Source organism: Microvirga aerilata (assembly GCF_016743775.1).
In the GTDB taxonomy this organism is placed as follows: Bacteria; Pseudomonadota; Alphaproteobacteria; order Rhizobiales; family Beijerinckiaceae; genus Microvirga; species Microvirga aerilata.
In genome coordinates this window covers 25,521-44,115 of the sequence record NZ_JAEQMY010000031.1, presented here as the reverse complement: position 1 = coordinate 44,115, position 18,595 = coordinate 25,521, and the positions used below count along the sequence as shown (strand labels likewise).

The following is an 18,595-nucleotide window of genomic DNA, read 5'->3' as shown; positions in this document are numbered from 1 at the left end:
GCGTTCCTATGTACATCATCGACCGGCGCCTCAACCCAGGGGGCAAGAGTCTAGCCAATCGTCAGCGTTTCATTCGCCGCGCCAAGGCGCAGATCCAGCGAGCCGTACGCCAGACCGCCGGTGATCGGGACATCACCGATCTCGAGAGAGGAGGAGAGGTCTCGATCCCGGCCGACGGGGTTCGCGAGCCCAGCTTCCGCCGCTCGGGCGAGGGAGGCGTGCACGATCACATTCTTCCCGGGAACAAGCGCTTCGTGGAGGGCGATACGGTCGACAGGCCGCCGGGCGGCGGAGGCGGCGGCTCCGGCGGCGGCGACAATGGCGAGGGTGCGGACGATTTCCGCTTCGTCCTGACCCGCGACGAATTCCTCGATCTCTTTCTCGACGATCTCGAGCTTCCCGATCTCGCCAAACGGCGCGTCGCGACGGTTGAAACGCAAGGGGTGCGGCGCGCGGGCTATACGGTCACGGGGTCGCCCGTCAACTTGGCGCTGCTGCGCTCCATGCGAAACTCCCTGTCCCGGCGCATTGCCATGCGCCGGCCAAAGCCCGCGGAACTGCTGCGCCTGCAGGAGGAGATCGCGCTCCTTGAGCAGGAGAACGGCTCGCCCGAGCGCCTGGCCGAGCTGCGGCGGGAGCTGGAGGAGCTGCAGCTTCGCACCAAGCGCTTCCCCTATATCGACCCCATCGACCTGCGCTATCGCCGCTTCGAGCCCGTGTCGAAGCCCGTCGCGCAGGCGGTGATGTTCTGCCTGATGGATGTGTCGGGCTCCATGACCGAGCACATGAAGGATCTCGCCAAGCGCTTCTACATGCTGCTCTACATCTTCCTGACCCGGCGCTACAAGCATGTGGAGATCGTCTTCATCCGGCACACCCATGAGGCCAAGGAGGTGGACGAGGAGACCTTCTTCAACAGCCCGGAGACCGGCGGAACCGTGGTGTCGTCGGCGCTGCGGGAAATGCAGCGGATCGTCGCCGAGCGGTATTCCCCCGACAGCTGGAATATCTATGCGGCGCAGGCCTCCGACGGCGACAATTCCCCCAACGACGGCAGCACCAGCGCGACCCTGCTGAGGGACGAGATCCTGCCGGTCTGCCAGTATTACGCCTATCTCGAGGTCGGCAGCGACAGCGACCGGATGCAGACGGGCTTCATCAACCACAAGACCTCCCTGTGGCAGACCTATGAGACCCTGCAGGGGCAGAGCGCCAATCTCGCCATGCGCAAGGTCAATCACAGGCGCGAGATCTATCCCGTTTTCCGTGAACTCTTCCGCCGGCGCGACGCGGAGGCAGGAGCAAGGGCGCCATGAGCCTGATCGAGCGTGACAGCCTGCTGTTCCATGGCGCCGACTGGGATTTCGGCACGATCCAGCGCATCTTCGATGCAGTCGAAGCCATCGGCGTGGGAGAGCTCGGGCTCGACGTCTATCCCAACCAGATCGAGGTGATCACAGCCGAGCAGATGCTCGACGCCTATGCGTCGATCGGCATGCCCCTGTTCTACAAGCACTGGTCCTTCGGCAAGCGCTTTGCGATGCATGAATCGAGCTACCGCCAAGGGCTGATGGGGCTCGCCTATGAAATCGTCATCAACTCGAACCCGTGCATCTCCTACATCATGGAGGAGAACACGGCGACGATGCAGACCCTCGTGATCGCCCACGCGGCTTTCGGGCACAACCACTTCTTCAAGAACAACTATCTTTTCAAGGAGTGGACCGACGCGGACGGGATCCTGGATTATCTCGACTTCGCCAAGGGCTACATCACGCGCTGCGAGGAACGCTACGGACATGCCGCCGTCGAGAGGGTTCTCGATGCGGCCCATGCTCTCATGTCCCACGGCGTCCACCGCTATCCGCGCAAGAAGAAGCCCGACCTGCGCTCGGAGGAGCGCCGGGAGCGTGAGCGCCATCTTCACCAGGAGCAGACCTTCAACGATCTCTGGCGAACGGTGCCCACCAAGGGAGCGTCCGCCAAGCCGGCCTTGAGCGACGAACGCCGCCGAGCGCTTCTGGAGCTGCCGCAGGAAAACATCCTGTACTTCCTGGAAAAATCCGCGCCGCGCCTGCAGCCGTGGCAGCGCGAGATCCTGCGCATCGTGCGCCAGATCGCGCAGTACTTCTATCCTCAGCGCCAGACCAAGGTGATGAACGAGGGCTGCGCCACCTACACTCACTACCGCATCATGACCCGCCTGCACGAGACGGGGCAGATCAGCGACGGCGCCTTTCTCGAATTCCTTCAGTCCCACACCAACGTGACCCGGCAGCCGGAATTCGACGACCCGCATTACGGCGGCATCAACCCCTACGCGCTCGGCTTCGGCATGATGCAAGATATCGAGCGCATCTGCACCGTCCCGACGGACGAGGACCGCGACTGGTTCCCCGATATCGCCGGACGAGGCGATGCCATGGGGGTGCTGCGCGACGTGTGGGCGAACTACCGGGATGAGAGCTTCATCTCGCAATATTTGAGTCCGCATCTGATCCGGCAATGGCGCATGTTCCATCTGGTCGACGATCCGGACCGGCCGGAGCTCAAGATCGAGGCGATCCACGATGAGCGCGGCTACCGCCGTCTTCGTCGTTCGCTGTCGCGCCATTACGACGTCGGCTGGAGCGACCCCGACATTCAGGTCATCGATGTCGATCTTGCCGGGGACCGACGCCTGATCCTGCATCATCATGTTCTCAATCGCACCCTGCTTCATAAGGACGATGCTCAGCGGGTGTTGCAGATGGTGGCCAACCTTTGGGGATACGCCGTCGTGCTCAAGGAGGTGGAGCCGGCCACGGGAGCGATCTTCCAGGAGCATGTGGCTCACCCCCACGAAACGCTGTTCTGACGGTCCGGCTGACGCAAAAAAGCCTGGGACTCGCGCGATCATAGGTTTCCCTGGGCTCGGCCTTGGTGAAGGTCGGCTCCCTTGCAGGAGAATACCTATGGAACACAAGCCTGTAGAGAAGCTGCGTAGCGTCGCTGAAGTGCATGAGTTCAACCAAGGTTTCCTGTCACGGCATGAGCGCCTCGAGCGCTGGGCCGAAGTGTTGGAGCGGCAGCCGAAACGGCGCCTGAGATCCCTGGGCGAAATCGAGTTCGTCCCGGTGGAGAAACGTCCGGAACTGCGATCCGATGAATCCCCGATCACCGTTGCGTTCGAGGATCCCGTTCTTCGCGCGGCTGGCCTGAAGGGCGACACGCTCGGGGATGCCATGGAGTTCTTCGACCTGTCCGAGCGGGCATCGCACCGCCTCCTCTGCTCGTGCATGAACGGCTGGAGCATGGAAGCAGGCTCCACGGCCCGCAAAGTTCATCGTCTCGCCAATCCAGACCATCGTCTCCTGCTCTTTGCATCCGCCGGGCTGCTCACAGCGGTGCCTGGCGTGTTGTACCTGCTGGGCTGAACGCCTTTCAGGATCGAGCCCTCTCCCGCCTTTAAGGGAGAGGGCTCGACGAGACACCTGTCAGCCGGCGATCGCCGCATATATGACATTCGAACGAAGCATGAGGATTTCCGAATGTCAGAGACGCCGGCTCGCAGGATCGGGTTGCCGTGGTACCGCCGCGAGGATTATTCCCGCCTTCGCGAGATGATGAGCGATCGGCACAATCTTGCGCCAACCTACGACCAGTGGCTGGCCGCTGCGGAGAACAACGAGAGTGTCGGACGGCAGGCGGGCCTCAAGATCGTCCGCGTCATGATCGAACCTGAGGCTTTCGCCCGCTGGTGCGCCGAGAAGGGGGTGGAGCCCGGCAGTGCGGCACGCACGGGCTACGCGGCGGAGAACGCTCCCAAGTAGCGTTGTCAGGATCGGCCGCATCGGTTTCCGTCGGGCTCGTCAACGCAAACGGCCAAGCCTTGAAGTCTCCTCCCCTGTCTCTAATTGCTCGGGCATCAAGGTGGAGACAAAGACTTGCTGAACGAAAACGGCTTGAGCAGCGACAATTCCGCTTCCGCCACCACGAACGATGGCGATGCAGCCGCAGGTGAGAAGAGCGTTGCGGCCCCGACCATGAGGGCCGCCGTTCTCACCGGACCAGGACAGATCCGCATCAGCGAGGTTGCCCGTCCCGAACCGGGCCAAGGCCAGGTGCGCCTGCGCTTGGAGGGCTGCGGCGTGTGCGCTTCGAACCTCACGCCTTGGGCCGGTCCCGAATGGATGCAGTACCCCACGGAGCCGGGCTCCCTCGGGCATGAGGCCTGGGGCGTCGTGGACGCGGTTGGCGAAGGCGTCGAGGGCCTGTCGGTCGGCGACAGGGTCGCTGCGCTGTCCTACAAGTCCTATGCGGAATACGATCTGGCCGAGGTCACGTCGGTGGTTCGGCTGCCGGACGCGCTGGCGGGCCAACCCTTCCCGGGCGAGCCGCTCGGCTGTGCCATGAACATCTTTCGCCGCAGCGGGATCGAGGCCGGCCAGACTGTCGCGATCATCGGCATCGGCTTTCTCGGCGCCATTCTGACCAAGCTCGCCACCGACGCGGGTGCGCGCGTAATCGCGATTTCGCGGCGTCCCTTCTCGCTGGATCTCGCCCGCCGCATGGGCGCGGCGGAGACGATCCCCATGGAGGATCACCACGCCATCATCGAGCAGGTGAAGGCGCTCACCGGCGGCACCTTCTGCGACCGCGTGATCGAGGCCGTGGGCAAGCAATGGCCGCTGGATCTGGCCGGCGAGCTCACCCGTGAGCGCGGCAAGCTGATCGTGGCCGGATACCACCAGGACGGGCCGCGGCAGGTAAATATGTGGCTGTGGAACTGGCGCGGCATCGATGTGATCAACGCCCATGAGCGGGACCCAGCGGTCTACATGCAGGGCGTTCGCGAGGCGGTGGATGCCATCGCGTCGGGTCGTCTCGATCCCGGCTTCCTTTACACGCACACCTACCCTCTGGACCGTCTGGGCGAAGCGCTCGACGCCACCCGCGACCGGCCCGACGGGTTCCTCAAAGCTCTGGTGACCTACGGATGATGCAACAGGCTCTCCTCAAGACGAAACCCGAAGCATCGCTCGCGCGCCCGCGTCTTGGCTTTCTGGGCGTCGGCTGGATCGGCCGGCACCGCATGCAGGCGATCCTGGGCACCGGAGCCGTCGATGTGGCGGCCATTGCCGATCCATCGGCGGAGATGGCGGCGGAGGCCGGCAAGCTCGCACCCGACGCAAGGCTGGTCTCCACCCTGGACGAGATCCTCGATACGGGCGTCGACGGGGTGGTGATCGCCACGCCGAGCGCCATGCATGCGGAGCAATCGATCCGGGCCCTCGAACGCGGCGTCGCCGTATTCTGCCAGAAGCCGCTCGGCCGGACGGAGGCGGAGGTGCGGGCGGTTGTCGACGCGGCGCACAAGGCCGACCGGCTGCTGGGGGTGGATCTCTCCTACCGCTTCACCGAAGGCATGCGCCGCATCCGCGAGGTCGTCGCCTCAGGGGAGCTGGGGCAGATCTATGCGGTGGATCTCGTCTTCCACAATGCCTATGGGCCCGACAAGCCCTGGTTCTACGATCCCGCGCTCTCCGGCGGCGGCTGCGTGATGGACCTAGGCGTGCATCTGGTCGACCTCGCCCTATGGACACTGAACAACCCGGGCATCGCCGGCGTATCGAGCAAGCTCTTTGCGGGCGGCGCACCGCTGAAGAATCACGCCTCGCAGGTCGAGGACTATGCGGTGGCCACCGTGGAGCTGGACACGGGAGCGGCGGTGCAGCTGGCCTGCTCCTGGCGTCTGCAGGCGGGATGCGATGCCATGATCTCCGCAACCTTCTATGGAACGCAGGGCGGCGTGAGCCTGCGCAACGTGAACGGCTCGTTCTACGATTTCACCGCGGAACGCTATCGCGGCACGGCGCGCGAGACGTTGGCGATGCCCCCCGACGAGTGGGGCGGCCGGGCCGCCGCCGACTGGGCGTCCCGCCTGGCCGCAGGGGCGCGGTTCGATCCCGCCTCGGAGCAACTCGTGGATGTGGCCCGCGTGCTGGACAGGATCTACGGCCGATAAATTCTTGCGTGCTGAACCACGGAAAGAAGAAAGGCGGCTGAACCGGGTTCAGCCGCCTTTATTATGAGGGCTTTGAACGTTCAGAGCCGCCTTACAAAACTTCCAGAACCTTGCTGGGCTGAGCGGTTGCCGTGTGAGGCGCATAACGCCGGATCATGCTGGCGCAGAACTCGGCGAACTCCTCCTTCACCTGCGGGGCGCTGGTGTGATGCGGCGCGATCCCGCGATGCTCCGGCGTGAAGCAGAACGTCACCGTCACGTCGAAATCGGCCAGCGCTTCCATCTGGCGGTCGAACCAATCCAGCGCGTTCGGGCGGAAGCTGTCTGCCCAGGACAGGCCCGTGCGCAGGTATTTCACGCCGAGCCGCTTCATCCATGCGACCGCATCGTCGAGGCGGTGATCCTCGTAGTGGAACCATTGGCACAGGCCCATCTGGGAGGCGTATTTCGCATATTCCTCAAGTGAGGGCTTGGGCGTGCCGTCCTCGCGCAGGAGGCCCATGTAGAAATGGCGGTAATAGGACGAACCTTCAGCCTCCCGGTGCCGGGTCGTGGCTTCCCAGGCGCGGGGAAGGTCGTAGAGGCTGTACCAGTGGATCCTCGGCACCTTGCCGATGAGCAGTTCCGCCGTGCGGTTGAGACCCCACACCTGAACCTCCTCGGCGCCGAAGGTCGAGATGCCGACCTCGCTCACCCAGATAGGCTTGTCGGTCACGGCCCGGATCTCGTCGATCTTCGCAGGCCAGTCGTGGATCTGCCACAGGTTCCAGTCGAGCGGGAAGCCGTGGACAGCCACCACATCCAGCTCGGCGAGGGCGCCGTGCGCTTCCAGCTTCTTGATGAAGCCGGGATCGATGGGGGAGATGCCGCCCAGCACGCGCGGCAGGGTAGGATTCTCGGCCTTGATCGCTCGGCCCGCAGCAATCACCATTTCGGAAAAGAGCTTCCAGTCCGGATCGATCTCCGGGTCCCAGTGGGACTTGTTGTTCGGCTCGTTCCAGATCATTGCGGCTTCGATCATCGGGTTCTCCCTTGGGCCGGATAGACGGCGCCCGCGCCAGACGGGGCATCGACACGGCGGCAGATGTAAACTTCGGTTTCAGGATGCTGGACGATCTCGAATCCGGCGCTGCGGAGCATGGCTTCCACGCAGGCGGAATTGGGCGCCCACCAGTTCGTCGGATCATCCGCATAGCGATGCTCGATGAAGTGCATCTTCGGATAGCGCGGATCGTCGAAGTGATCCGTCTGCCAGAAGGTGTAGTTCTCCTCGACCGGCATGGTCTCGGTCGACCCGCGCTGCATCGACTGGAACACGAGAACGTCCCCCGCCACATGCTCATGGATGAGGTCGAGGGCCAGAAGCGGGTGGCGCAGGTGATAGAGCACGCCCATGAAGAGCACCACGTCGAAGCGCTCTCCCAGCTGGCCGAGATCGTAGACCGAGAGCTTGCGGAACTCGATGTCGAAACCCATCGTCTGCGCGGCAAAGCGCGCCTGTGCCAGATAGGTGTCGTCGAAATCGACGCCGAGCACGCGCTCCGCACCGCGCTTCTTCATCTCCATGGAGTAGAAGCCGCCGTTGCAGCCGATGTCGAGCACGCTCTTGCCGGTGAGATCCTGCGGGATCGCATCGGCGAATTGCTGCCACTTGACCGCAGGGTAGTTGCCGAGGAAATGGTTGGGCGCGGTCCAGACGCCGCCCTTCAGTTCGATGTTGTGAAACCAGGGGCCGAGCGCCTCGGCTTTCCGGCGGATCTCATCTGGCGGCATGGGATCGATAGCGTTCATCGTGGAGCCTACTCCCTGTTCAAATCATGAAGCTCGCGCGGCAGCCGGCCTGCCGGCCATCCGAGGGCGACGCGTGCGCCCGTCAGGTTGTCGTGCTGGGCCGCCTCGCTCAAGAGTCCGATGGCCGAGCGGTAGCCGTGCAGGGTTCCCACATCCACGTAGGACTCGCCCGCCTTGACCCCGATGGCCTCGCCGCCTTGCGCCAGATAAGCGTTCACAAGGGTGCCGAAATATTCGTCCTCGCGATTGCGCGACAACCAGAGCTGGCGCAACGCCTCCAGAACGTGCCCGGGCATCTTGAAGGCACCCCAGATCCAGCGAGAGGAGGCGTCCTCCCGCTTCACCTGGATTTCCTGGACCCGCATGCCGTCATCCAGCACGACGGCATCGAAGACCTGCGGGTTGTCGACGGGAAAGAGCAGGAACGAGAGCGTGCTGTCCGGCAGCTCCGCGAGGGCTCTTTCCGGAAACCAGACCGTGTCGGGCAAGCCGACGATCACGCTCTCGTCGGCCGGGATCAAAGGGGCTGCCTGGAAAATGGCGTCGCACAATCCGCTGGCCCGCGGCTGAACCACATAGGCGATGGAGGCGCTGCCGTAGCTTGCCCCGTAATATTCCATGATGTCGGATTTGCCCGGCGATATCACGAAGCAGATCTTGCTGGCCCCTCCGTGGATCATGCGCTCCACCAGATACTCGCTGACCGCGCAGGGACGTTCGATGCCGTTGTCGAGGCGGCTCCCCACCGGCAGCAGCTCCTTCGAGAAAGCCAGCGGCTGGATGCGGCTGCCGATCCCTGCGGCGGGTATGATGCCCCACATGGTCAGGCCTCCATCATGGCGGTTGAGGACAGGAGGGAACTGGAGCTTGCCAGCAATATCTCAAGCTCACGTGCCCTATGCTCCGACGTATGCTCCCCGAGTACCCTCTCGCGGCAGGCTCTCGCAATGCGCTGCAGTTCCGCATCGGTGAGGTCGAGCGCGCCCACGGCATCCTCGGTCGTTTGCGCGATCAGGATCTCCCGACCCGGCTCGAGGAAGCGGTCGAGACCTTCCCAGGTGTCGGACAGGATCGGCGTACCACAGGCCGCCGCTTCGAAGAGGCGCCCGGAGGGGCACCAGCCCATTTCGGCCATCGCGTGCCTGGTGATGTTGAGCGTGATGCGGGACGACGAGAAGAAGGCAGGATGCTCCGGCGGGGGCAGATGCCGCACGAAGTGGATGTTCGGCTGCCAGGGAAAGCTGTCGGGGTATTGCGCGCCGCCGATCAGGAAGCGCTGCTCCGGCCGCAAGCCGGCGGGGCTGATGAAAAGGCGCTGCAGGGCAACCTGGCGATCCTCGGCGTAGGTGCCGAGATAGGACAGGTCGGAGACGTAATGCTCGACCGGTTGGACCGGGCGATGCACGTCCGGGTCCACGTGCCCGTAGAGCGGTGCAGTGCGTCTTGCCCCAAGTTCCGCCTGCAGCCTGTCCAGGGCGCGGCCTCCCGTGTAGCTGAGAACGAGATCGAAATCCCGAAGGCCGCGCGGGCCGATATAGCTGATGGGCTCACCGGCATCGAGGCGCGCGAAGGTGACAGGCGTGTCGAGATCGTAGAAGACGCGGGTCGCCCGTGGCGCATTCAGCAGGAGATCGCTCGCGGCAATGCCGTCCGGGCAATAGGATGTGGCCATCGCCACATCCGCGTCGGCCAGCTCCGTCTCGGCGCGATGCCGGATGTTGGTCCAGTCATCGTAGAGAATGAGGTCGCCGCCCGGAATCTCGAAGAGGTCCCGGTTCGAGGCATAATAGGGCACGTCCTTCTCGTAGAAGACGACCTTGTGTCCGCGCTTGGCAAGCGCCCGGCACAGGCCTCGCCAGAGGGTTGCGTGGCCGTTGCCCCAGGACGACGAGATCGTGAGGCCGAATATGACGATCTTCATGCGGCCACCACCTCGTTCAAACGCAGAACCTTGGAGCCCCACTCGCCGACGACGAGGGTGCTGATGGAGGCGGGCTCCACCTCGAACCGGGCATAGGCATCGATCGGCATGCCGAGGTGGTAAAGAAGCGCGGCCTTGATGACGTCGCTGTGGCTGACGAGAACGACGGAACGGCCCGGATAGCGCCCGCGCAGCCGCTCCATGGCGCCCACGATGCGGGTTTGCGCCTCCAGCATCGTTTCCCCGTAGGGCGGGCGGCTCGTGCTGCGGGCGTTGTTCCAGGAGGCCCACCGGGGATCCTGCGCCAATGCTTCGAAGCTCGTGCCGGACCACGCACCGAAATCGATCTCGGCGATGTCGTCACAGATTTCGAGGGAAAGGCCGATGCGGAGCGCGATGGGCTCCGCGGTCTCGACGGCCCGTTCGAGAGGGCTCGTGCGGATGTGGGCCACGCTCTCGTCGGCAAAGCGCCCGGCAAGGCCCTGGGCCTGGGCTTGCCCCAAAGCCCCCAGGGTCACGCCGGGCATGCGGCCGCACAGGACGCTGCCGACCCGGTCATGGGCTGCATGGCGCACGAGAAAGAACGTGGTGGTCACGCCCTCACACCTTATTCTTCATCGCCGTTGATGAAGCTGATGGTCCTGTCCCGGGCCTCGTTGTCGGTGAATTGCTGCGGCGGCGATTTCATGAAGTAGCTGGAGGGGCCGGTCAGCGCGCCGCCGATCTTGCGGTCCATGGCGAGCTTCGCGCAGCGGACGGCATCGATCACGATGCCGGCGGAGTTGGGCGAGTCCCAGACTTCGAGCTTCACCTCCATGTTCAGCGGCACGCCGCCGAAGGTCGTTCCTTCCAGCCGGATATAGGCCCATTTGCGGTCCGTGAGCCACGGCACGTGATCGCTGGGCCCAACATGGATGTCGTCGGCCGGAAGGGGGATGTCGAGCTGGCTCGATACGGCCTGCGTCTTGGAAATCTTCTTGGACTCGAGGCGCTCCCGCTCCAGCATGTTCTGGAAGTCGGTGTTGCCGCCGAAATTGAGCTGATAGGTCCGGTCGAGGCGCACGCCCCGCTCACGGAAGAGGTTGGCGAGCACGCGGTGGACGATGGTGGCGCCGACCTGGCTCTTGATGTCGTCGCCCACGATGGGTAGGCCGCGTTCCTCGAAGCGCTTGCGCCATTCCGGATTCGAGGCGATGAACACGGGAATGCAGTTCACGAAGGCGCAGCCCGCCTCGAGCGCCCGCTCGGCATACCATTCGCTCGCCTTCTGCGAGCCCACGGGCAGATAGGAAACGAGAACATCGGTCTTGGACTGGCGCAGGATCTCGGCGACGTCCGCCTCGGCGTCCCCGGACTCCTCGATCTCGTCGCGCAGGTACTTGCCGATGCCGTCGAGGGTTTTGCCTCTGTTGACGATGATTCCACTGTGCGGCACGGCCGCGAAGCGCTGGGTGTTGTTGGGCTGGGCGAAAATCGCCTCCGACACGTCCCGGCCGACCTTCGAGGCGTTCACGTCGAAAGCTGCGGATACCTCCACATCGCTCACATGATAGCCGCCGATCTCGACATTCATCAGCCCGGGCACGGGCTCGTTGCCTTTGGCATCCCTGTAATAGGAAAGACCCTGCACGAAGGATGAGGCGCAATTGCCGACACCCACGATCCCCACGCGGACCTTTCTCGAATTCATGACGGATCTCCCCTTATGCCACCGCACATTTGCCCCGCTGTTCAAGCGAGCCGCCAAGGCAGCAGCAGGCAAACGCCGGACGGCATGGTCCTAAGCTTGGCCGTCAACGTTTGAGAAAGGTATGTAGTTCCCTGCGGATTTCCCCTTGAGACTCTTGCCTTGGTGCGCAAGTGACCAAACTACTCAGGGATCGAGGAACAAAGATGAAGCTTTGGCGTTTTCAAACCGAAAGGCCAAGCTTGCTAAGGGGAATGCAAGGCATGGCGGCCGCTGCCGTATATGCCCTTATGCCTGATTTCTGCCTGGAAAGCGAATGTCCCGCGTCGCTTTTCCACTCAAGAAACAGACTGCGCTCTCCCTCCTGCTCGATGGCATGCAGATTATTTGGCAGATCCGGAGGCATCTCGTGACGGATACGATCCTCATTACCGGCGGCGCAGGCTTTATCGGGCGTTATGTTGCGCGTGCTTGCCTGGAGCGTGGGCACCGGGTCCGCGTGCTCGACAGCCTCATCGAGCAGGTGCACGGCGACAAGACGCAGGCCGATGGGCTCGATCCCGAGGTCGAGGTGGTCGTCGGCGACGTGCGCGACGAGACGGCCCTGCTCCGGGCTCTGAAGGGCGCCACGAAGGTGGTCCACCTTGCGGCCGAGGTCGGCGTCGGCCAGAGCATGTATGCGGTCGACCGCTACGTTTCCGTCAACGATTACGGCACGGCGGTGCTGTTCCAGCAGCTCATCGACAACCCGGTCAAGCGCGTGGTCGTGGCCTCGTCCATGAGCATCTATGGCGAAGGCCTCTACAAGGATGCGGATGGCCGGATCATGGAGGACATCGTCCGCGCGCCGCGCGCCAGCGAGAGCGACCCCTGGGATCCGCTCGACGAGCAGGGCCGCCCCCTCGTCCCGGTGCCGACCCCCGAGTGGAAGAAGCCGGCTCTGGCGTCCGTCTACGCGCTGTCCAAATACGTCCAGGAGCGCCTGACCCTGACCCTTTGCCCCGCCTACGGCATGGAGGGCGTGGCGCTCAGGCTCTGGAATGCCTATGGGCCGGGTCAGGCTCTGTCCAATCCCTACACGGGCGTTCTCGCCATCTTCGCATCTCGCCTCCACAACGGGCAGCCTCCGATGATCTTCGAGGACGGCCAGCAGCGCCGCGACTTCGTTCACGTGGAAGACGTGGCCCAGGCCTTTGTTCTCGCGCTCGAGCACGAGAAGGCGCCGGGCGGCGTCTATAATGTGGGCAGCGGGCAGGATCGGACCGTCTCCGACGTGGCGGAGCTTCTGTCCCAGGCCATGAACCGGCCGATGGCGCCTGAGATCGCCGGCAAAGCGCGCATCGGCGACATCCGCCACTGCATCGCCGACATCACCAAGATTCAGCAGGAGCTGGGCTACGCTCCCAAGAAGGATTTCTCGGAGGGCCTGGCCGAGCTCGCCGAATGGGTTGCAAAGCAGGAGGCCAAGGATCTCGTTCAGGAGGCTCGCAAGGAGCTTGAAGCGCGGGGCCTCGTGGCATGAGAAAAACCGACATAACGGCCGATGCGCCTGCCATATCCCGCCGCAAGCCCATCCTGATCACCGGCGGGGCGGGCTTCATCGGCTCGAACCTCGCCGACCGCTTCGCAAGCGAGGGTCATGACGTTCTCGTCTACGACGCCCTGGCCCGCCCGGGGGTCGACCGCAATCTCGAATGGCTGAAGAAGCGGCATCCGAACAGGATCTCGTCCGTGATCGGCGATATCCGGGACGAGACGGCCGTGGCCGATGCGGCGGGCGAGGCGCAGGCCGTCTTCCACATGGCCGCCCAGGTGGCGGTCACGACGAGCCTCGTCGATCCCCGCGAGGATTTCGAGATCAACATTCGCGGCACCTTGAACCTGCTCGATGCGCTCCGCACCCGCAACGAGCGGGTGCCGTTGATTTTCGCCTCCACCAACAAGGTCTACGGCGACCTTGCCGATGTGGAGCTCGAGAAGACGAACGACGCCTACAAGCCGCGCAATCCCGCCATCCGGGATGCAGGCATCGGCGAAGGCCGTCCCCTCGATTTTCATACGCCCTACGGCTGCTCGAAGGGAGCGGCCGATCAGTACGTTCTGGACTATGCCCGCTCGTTCGGCATTCCCACCTGCGTCATGCGCATGAGCTGCATCTATGGTCAGCGGCAGATGGGAACCGAGGATCAGGGCTGGGTGGCTCATTTCCTGATCCGCGCCCTTCAGGGCGAGCCGATCACGATCTATGGCGATGGCTGTCAGGTGCGCGACGTGCTCGACATCTCCGATGCGGTCGAGGCCTATGCTTGCGCATGGAAGCAGATCGACGCCGTTCAGGGGCACGCCTTCAATCTCGGCGGAGGCCCCACAAACGCGATCAGCCTCAGGCAGCTCATCAGGCATATCGAGGACGTGATCGGACGGCCGGTCGAGACGATCTATTCCGATTGGCGGGCCGGGGATCAACGCTACTACGTCTCCGATACCCGCCTCGTGACCCAGGAGCTGGGTCTGAAGCCGCCGGTCTCATGGCTCAAGGGCGTTGCGGCTCTTGCAGGGTGGCTGCAGCAGGAGAGGGGACTGCCGCGCCTGGAGGCGTCCGGCTCCCGCCTTCAGGCTGCCGAGGCTCTGTCATGAGAGCGTTTCTCGGCCCTGTGTTGCGTCACGTCGAGAGCAGCCATGTCGTCGCCCTCTCTCAATGAAACAGGGCAGGTCCCGGCATCCGTTTCGCTCGATGGGGCAGGCCTGCATGTGCTGATGACGGCGGACGCGGTCGGTGGGGTCTGGCAATATGCCTTGGATCTTGCGGAGAGCCTGCGCCGGCATGGCGTCGAGACGACGCTTGCGGTGCTTGGACCCGCTCCGTCCGTCGATCAGCAGGCAACCGCCGAAGCCGCCGGCGCGCAGCTCATCCTGACAGGTCTTCCTCTCGATTGGACCGCCGAGGCTCGGGAAGAGGTCGAGGAGGCAGGCCGCGCCATTGCCCGCATCGCCGCGCAGGTCAAGCCGAACATTGTCCATCTCAACTCGCCGGCCTTGGCCGCAAGCGCCAGGTTCGACGCTCCTGTCGTGGCAGTCTGCCATTCCTGCGTTGCCACATGGTGGCAGGCCGTCAAGGGCGGCGCTCTGCCGGAAGCGTTCGTCTGGCGCATGGACATGGTTGGACAGGGATACGCAGCCGCCGACAGGCTGCTGGCCCCGACCCAGGCCTTCGCCCGGACGACCGCCCAGGTCTACGATCTTGCGGACGCGCCTCTCGTCGTCAGAAACGGAAGGCGCAGTCCGAACCTTGAGACCCGCGCTTCCACCGAACCTTTCGTTTTCACCGCGGGACGCCTGTGGGACGAAGGCAAGAATTTTGCCGTCATCGACCGCGCGGCAGCGCGCCTCTCCGTTCCGGTTCTCGCAGCCGGGCCTCTTCAGGGGCCGAACGGCGCACGGATCGAGGCCCACGCCGTCAAAGCTCTGGGCCGGGTGAGCGACACGGAGATCGCACGGCATCTGAGCGCGAACCCGATTTTCGTTTCAGCCGCTCGCTATGAGCCCTTCGGACTCGCGGTGCTGGAAGCGGCTCAGGCAGGCTGCCCGCTGATCCTGTCCGACATCGAGACCTTCCGAGAATTGTGGGAGGGCGCCGCCGTTTTCGTGCCGACGGATGACGAGGAGGCCATCGTGGCTGCCGTCGAGCGCCTCGTGCAGGATGCGCAAGCCCGTGCCGATCTGGGTCGCGCCGCTCGCAGGCGTGCCGACGCCTACACGGTTGACGTCATGAGCGCCGGCGTATTGGCGGCCTATCGTTCGGTGCTCGCCCGGTCATCCCATGAATCTTCCCTTGAGGGCGCTGCCGCATGAAGTTTGCTTATTTCACGCATTCCCTTGCCTCCTGCTGGAACCACGGCAACGCGCATTTCCTGCGCGGCGTTCTGCGTGAGCTCGTTCACGGCGGGCACGAGGTCACGGCCTATGAGCCGAGAGGCGCTTGGAGCCTGGAGAACCTGCTGAAGGACCACGGGGAGGTCGGGCTCGATGCCTATCATAGCCTCTACCCGGAGCTGTCCTCGCAGGTGTTCGATCCAGACCTGGATCTTCGTGAGGCTCTCGCCGATGCTGACGTGGTCATCGTACATGAGTGGAACGATCCATGGCTTGTTGCCGCCATCGGGAAGATGCGCCGGGAAGGGGCAGCGTTCACGCTTCTGTTCCACGACACGCATCACAGGGCGGTGAGCGATCCCAATGCCATCCGCCAGTTCGATCTCGACGGCTATGACGGGGTTTTGGCTTTTGGCGAAACCCTCGCGGAGGTCTACCGGCGCTGGGGCTGGGGCAATCGGGTCTTCGTCTGGCATGAGGCTGCCGATACGCGGCTCTTCCACCCGCCGGTCGAGGAGACGAAGCGTGACGACCTCGTCTGGATCGGCAACTGGGGCGATGACGAACGGAGCGCCGAACTGGAGAGCTTTCTCTTTCGCCCGGCCCAAACCGTTGGCCTGCCGCTCGAGATCTATGGCGTGCGCTATCCGGGTCACGCCCTCGAAACGCTGGCCCGCTACGGCGTGACCTACCGCGGCTGGCTCCCGAACGCCCGCGCTCCGGAGGTCTTCGCACGGCATCTGGCAACGGTGCATGTGCCGCGCCGCTTTTATGTGGACATGCTTCCCGGCATTCCCACCATTCGCGTGTTCGAGGCGCTCGCCTGCGGCATTCCGTTGATCTCGGCGCCCTGGAGCGACTCGGAAGGGTTGTTCAATCCGGGAACGGATTACCTGGTCGCCCGAGATGAGCGGCAGATGGAGCAGCACCTGAACGCCGTCCGCAACGATGCCGATCTGCGCCGCTCCCTTGTTAAAAACGGCCTTGCCGCAATCCGCAGCCGTCATTCCTGTGCCCACCGGGCCGAGCAGCTTCTCGCCATTCTCGCGACTTACGGCGCTGGGGCGCCGATGGAGATGTCCGCATGAAAATCGCCTTCTACGGCTCCAGCCTCCTGTCGTCCTACTGGAATGGCGCCGCCACCTACTACCGCGGCCTCTTGAGCGATCTCGCCCGCCGGGGCTACCAGATAACCTTCTATGAGCCCGACGCTTTCGATCGGCAGAAGCACCGCGACATCGAGCCGCCGGAATGGGCGGAGGTGAAGGTCTATCCGGCAACGGAAGAAGCGATGCGTGGCGTGGTGGCCGAGGCCGCGAAAGCCGATGTGGTGGTAAAGGCCTCCGGTGTCGGCGTGTTCGACAATGAGCTCCTGGAAGGCGTGGTTGCCGCGTCGCGTCCCGACGCTATCCGCATCTTCTGGGACGTGGACGCCCCTGCAACGCTGGCCGAGCTGCGCGAGAGCCCGGATCATCCGCTGCATCGCACGATGCCCGCGCTCGATCTCGTGCTCACCTATGGGGGCGGGCCTCCAGTCATCGAGGCTTACGAAGGCTTCGGGGCTCGCCGTTGCATCCCCGTCTACAATGCCTGCGATCCCGCGACCCACCATCCGGTTCCGGCGGATGACCGGTTCAGGGCGGATCTGTCCTTCCTGGGCAATCGCCTGCCCGACCGGGAGGCACGCGTCGAGCAGTTCTTCCTGGAGCCCGCGTCCCGCCTGCCCAACCGAGGTTTCCTCATCGGCGGCAACGGCTGGGAGACGAAGGGCATGCCGTCGAACGTGCGCCATATCGGCCACGTGTATACGCGCGACCATAACGCCTTCAACACCAGTCCGCTCGCGGTTCTCAACATCGCCCGCGACTCGATGGCCACCACCGGCTACTCGCCCGCAACACGCGTGTTCGAAGCGGCAGGCGCCGGCGCCTGCCTGATAACCGACGCATGGATCGGCCTCGAGCTCTTCCTGAAGGAGGGTGAGGAGGTGCTTGTCGCACGGGACGGCAAGGACGTGGCCGATCACGTCGAGGCGCTGACGCCGGAGCGTGCGCGGGCCATCGGCGATGCCGCGCGGGCGCGGATCATGGCAGAGCACACCTATACGCGCCGCGGCGCCGAGGTTGACGCCATCCTGCGCCAGGAAGCGTCCCAGAAGCGGGAAAGGAGCGTGGCGTGACCAAGCTTCGCGTCGTCGTTCTTGGCTTGAGCCTCTCCTCCTCCTGGGGGAACGGGCACGCGACCACGTTCCGCGCCTTGCTGAAAGCTTTTGCGGCACGCGGACACGACGTGCTTTTCCTTGAGCGCGACGTGCCCTGGTATGCCTCGAACCGGGACCTGAGGGACCCCGATTTCTGCCGTTTGGAATTCTACACGAGCCTGGACGATCTCGGGCGCTACCAGGATGCGGTTGCAGACGCCGATGCCGTGATCGTTGGCTCCTACGTGCCGGAGGGTGTCGAGGTCGGCCTCTGGGCTCAACGGACGGCACGAGGTGTGGTGGCTTTCTACGACATCGACACGCCTGTGACGCTCGCAAAGCTGGAACGCGGCGATTACGAGTATCTCGCGCCGAACCTCATCCCCGATTACAGCATCTATTTTTCCTTCACGGGCGGCCCGACGCTCGATCTCCTGATGGATCGCTACGGCTCGCCGGCCGCAAGGGCGCTCTACTGCTCCGTCGACCCGGACGCGTATCCTGCGTTGAGCAGTGAAAAGCGCTGGGATCTCAGCTATCTCGGCACCTACAGCCCGGACCGGCAGCCAACCTTGGAGAAGCTCCTGATCGAGCCTGCCCGGCGCGCACCGCATCTGCGCTTCGTGGTGGCGGGGCCTCAGTACCCGGCTGACATCGTCTGGCCAGACAATGTCGAGCGCATCGACCACGTGCCGCCGAGCGACCACCCGGACTTTTATGCCCAGAGCCGCTACACGCTCAACGTGACGCGTGCCGACATGATCCGGGCCGGATACAGCCCCAGCGTTCGCCTCTTCGAGGCGGCAGCCTGCGGAACCCCGATCATCTCCGACATCTGGGATGGCATCGATACTCTCCTGGAACCAAGTCGTGAAATCGTTCTCGCGGAAAAGCCCGAGGAGGTTCTCGATGTGCTCGATACATGGTCCGAAGCTCAGCGCGAAGCCTTGGGAGCCGCTGCGCAGCAACGGATCCTCACCGAACATACGGCTGCCCATCGCGCAGCCTCGATGGAGCGGGATCTCCTGGAGGCTTCGCGCCGCCATAGCGAGAGACATCATCTCGCCTATGAGGTCGAGGTGTGAGCGTGTGAATAGATTCTGAAGCCGGCATTGA

Annotated in this window: 18 protein-coding genes; 12 read left to right on the top strand and 6 right to left on the bottom strand. The window is 64.2% G+C overall.

Annotated elements, in window-relative coordinates; all coding sequences use genetic code 11:
• Positions 1-8 precede the first annotated feature (8 nt).
• The 6 genes from JKG68_RS18635 to JKG68_RS18610 all read left to right on the top strand — a co-directional run bounded on the left by JKG68_RS18635 (position 9) and on the right by JKG68_RS18610 (position 6,007).
• Positions 9-1,316 (top strand): YeaH/YhbH family protein, encoded by a 1,308-nt coding sequence (locus tag JKG68_RS18635; RefSeq protein ID WP_202062549.1) that lies wholly within the window; start codon positions 9-11, stop codon positions 1,314-1,316.
• Complete coding sequence (locus JKG68_RS18630) at positions 1,313-2,857, top strand: SpoVR family protein (protein ID WP_202062547.1); 1,545 nt, start codon at positions 1,313-1,315, stop codon at positions 2,855-2,857. The genes JKG68_RS18635 and JKG68_RS18630 overlap by 4 nt, the downstream gene beginning before the upstream one ends.
• Before the next feature lie 97 nt (positions 2,858-2,954).
• A complete protein-coding gene (locus tag JKG68_RS18625; protein ID WP_202062546.1) occupies positions 2,955-3,416 on the top strand; it encodes a hypothetical protein in 462 nt (153 codons plus the stop codon).
• A 114-nt stretch (positions 3,417-3,530) separates the two neighbouring features.
• A complete protein-coding gene (locus JKG68_RS18620; protein ID WP_202062544.1) occupies positions 3,531-3,812 on the top strand; it encodes a DUF8829 domain-containing protein in 282 nt (93 codons plus the stop codon).
• Between the two features lie 213 nt (positions 3,813-4,025).
• Entirely contained in the window at positions 4,026-4,982 is a 957-nt protein-coding gene (locus tag JKG68_RS18615) for an MDR/zinc-dependent alcohol dehydrogenase-like family protein (protein WP_202062576.1), read from the top strand.
• The gene (locus JKG68_RS18610; protein ID WP_202062542.1) at positions 4,979-6,007 is read left to right on the top strand and encodes a Gfo/Idh/MocA family protein; all 1,029 of its coding nucleotides are present in this window, start codon (positions 4,979-4,981) and stop codon (positions 6,005-6,007) included. The genes JKG68_RS18615 and JKG68_RS18610 overlap by 4 nt, the downstream gene beginning before the upstream one ends.
• Before the next feature lie 91 nt (positions 6,008-6,098).
• Here the strand turns inward: JKG68_RS18610 and JKG68_RS18605 are convergent, their stop codons facing one another.
• From JKG68_RS18605 to JKG68_RS18580, 6 genes are read right to left on the bottom strand one after another with little or no spacing between them, the layout of a single operon-like run.
• Positions 6,099-7,028 (bottom strand): glycoside hydrolase 5 family protein, encoded by a 930-nt coding sequence (locus JKG68_RS18605; RefSeq protein ID WP_202062540.1) that lies wholly within the window; start codon positions 7,026-7,028, stop codon positions 6,099-6,101.
• On the bottom strand, positions 7,025-7,798 hold the full coding sequence (locus tag JKG68_RS18600) for a TIGR04290 family methyltransferase (RefSeq protein WP_202062538.1): 774 nt from the start codon (positions 7,796-7,798) through the stop codon (positions 7,025-7,027). The genes JKG68_RS18605 and JKG68_RS18600 overlap by 4 nt, the downstream gene beginning before the upstream one ends.
• Before the next feature lie 8 nt (positions 7,799-7,806).
• A complete protein-coding gene (locus tag JKG68_RS18595) occupies positions 7,807-8,619 on the bottom strand; it encodes a nucleotidyltransferase family protein (protein ID WP_202062536.1) in 813 nt (270 codons plus the stop codon).
• A gap of 2 nt (positions 8,620-8,621) precedes the next feature.
• Complete coding sequence (locus JKG68_RS18590) at positions 8,622-9,719, bottom strand: CgeB family protein (protein ID WP_202062534.1); 1,098 nt, start codon at positions 9,717-9,719, stop codon at positions 8,622-8,624.
• Entirely contained in the window at positions 9,716-10,315 is a 600-nt protein-coding gene (locus tag JKG68_RS18585; RefSeq protein WP_202062532.1) for a histidine phosphatase family protein, read from the bottom strand. The genes JKG68_RS18590 and JKG68_RS18585 overlap by 4 nt, the downstream gene beginning before the upstream one ends.
• Before the next feature lie 11 nt (positions 10,316-10,326).
• Positions 10,327-11,409: an inositol-3-phosphate synthase gene (locus JKG68_RS18580; protein ID WP_202062530.1), complete on the bottom strand. Its 1,083-nt coding sequence runs from the start codon at positions 11,407-11,409 to the stop codon at positions 10,327-10,329.
• A gap of 373 nt (positions 11,410-11,782) precedes the next feature.
• Here JKG68_RS18580 and JKG68_RS18575 point away from each other — a divergent pair, with 373 nt between their 5' ends.
• From JKG68_RS18575 to JKG68_RS18550, 6 genes are read left to right on the top strand one after another with little or no spacing between them, the layout of a single operon-like run.
• A complete protein-coding gene (locus JKG68_RS18575) occupies positions 11,783-12,928 on the top strand; it encodes an NAD-dependent epimerase/dehydratase family protein (protein WP_202062574.1) in 1,146 nt (381 codons plus the stop codon).
• Positions 12,925-14,043: an NAD-dependent epimerase/dehydratase family protein gene (locus JKG68_RS18570; RefSeq protein ID WP_202062528.1), complete on the top strand. Its 1,119-nt coding sequence runs from the start codon at positions 12,925-12,927 to the stop codon at positions 14,041-14,043. The genes JKG68_RS18575 and JKG68_RS18570 overlap by 4 nt, the downstream gene beginning before the upstream one ends.
• A gap of 42 nt (positions 14,044-14,085) precedes the next feature.
• The gene (locus JKG68_RS18565) at positions 14,086-15,258 is read left to right on the top strand and encodes a glycosyltransferase family 4 protein (protein ID WP_202062525.1); all 1,173 of its coding nucleotides are present in this window, start codon (positions 14,086-14,088) and stop codon (positions 15,256-15,258) included.
• A complete protein-coding gene (locus tag JKG68_RS18560) occupies positions 15,255-16,367 on the top strand; it encodes a CgeB family protein (RefSeq protein WP_202062523.1) in 1,113 nt (370 codons plus the stop codon). Before JKG68_RS18565 ends, JKG68_RS18560 begins: the two co-directional genes overlap by 4 nt.
• A complete protein-coding gene (locus JKG68_RS18555; protein ID WP_202062521.1) occupies positions 16,364-17,458 on the top strand; it encodes a CgeB family protein in 1,095 nt (364 codons plus the stop codon). Before JKG68_RS18560 ends, JKG68_RS18555 begins: the two co-directional genes overlap by 4 nt.
• Positions 17,455-18,564, top strand: a complete 1,110-nt coding sequence (locus tag JKG68_RS18550) for a CgeB family protein (RefSeq protein WP_202062519.1) — start codon at positions 17,455-17,457, stop codon at positions 18,562-18,564. Before JKG68_RS18555 ends, JKG68_RS18550 begins: the two co-directional genes overlap by 4 nt.
• The last annotated feature ends 31 nt before the right edge of the window (positions 18,565-18,595 follow it).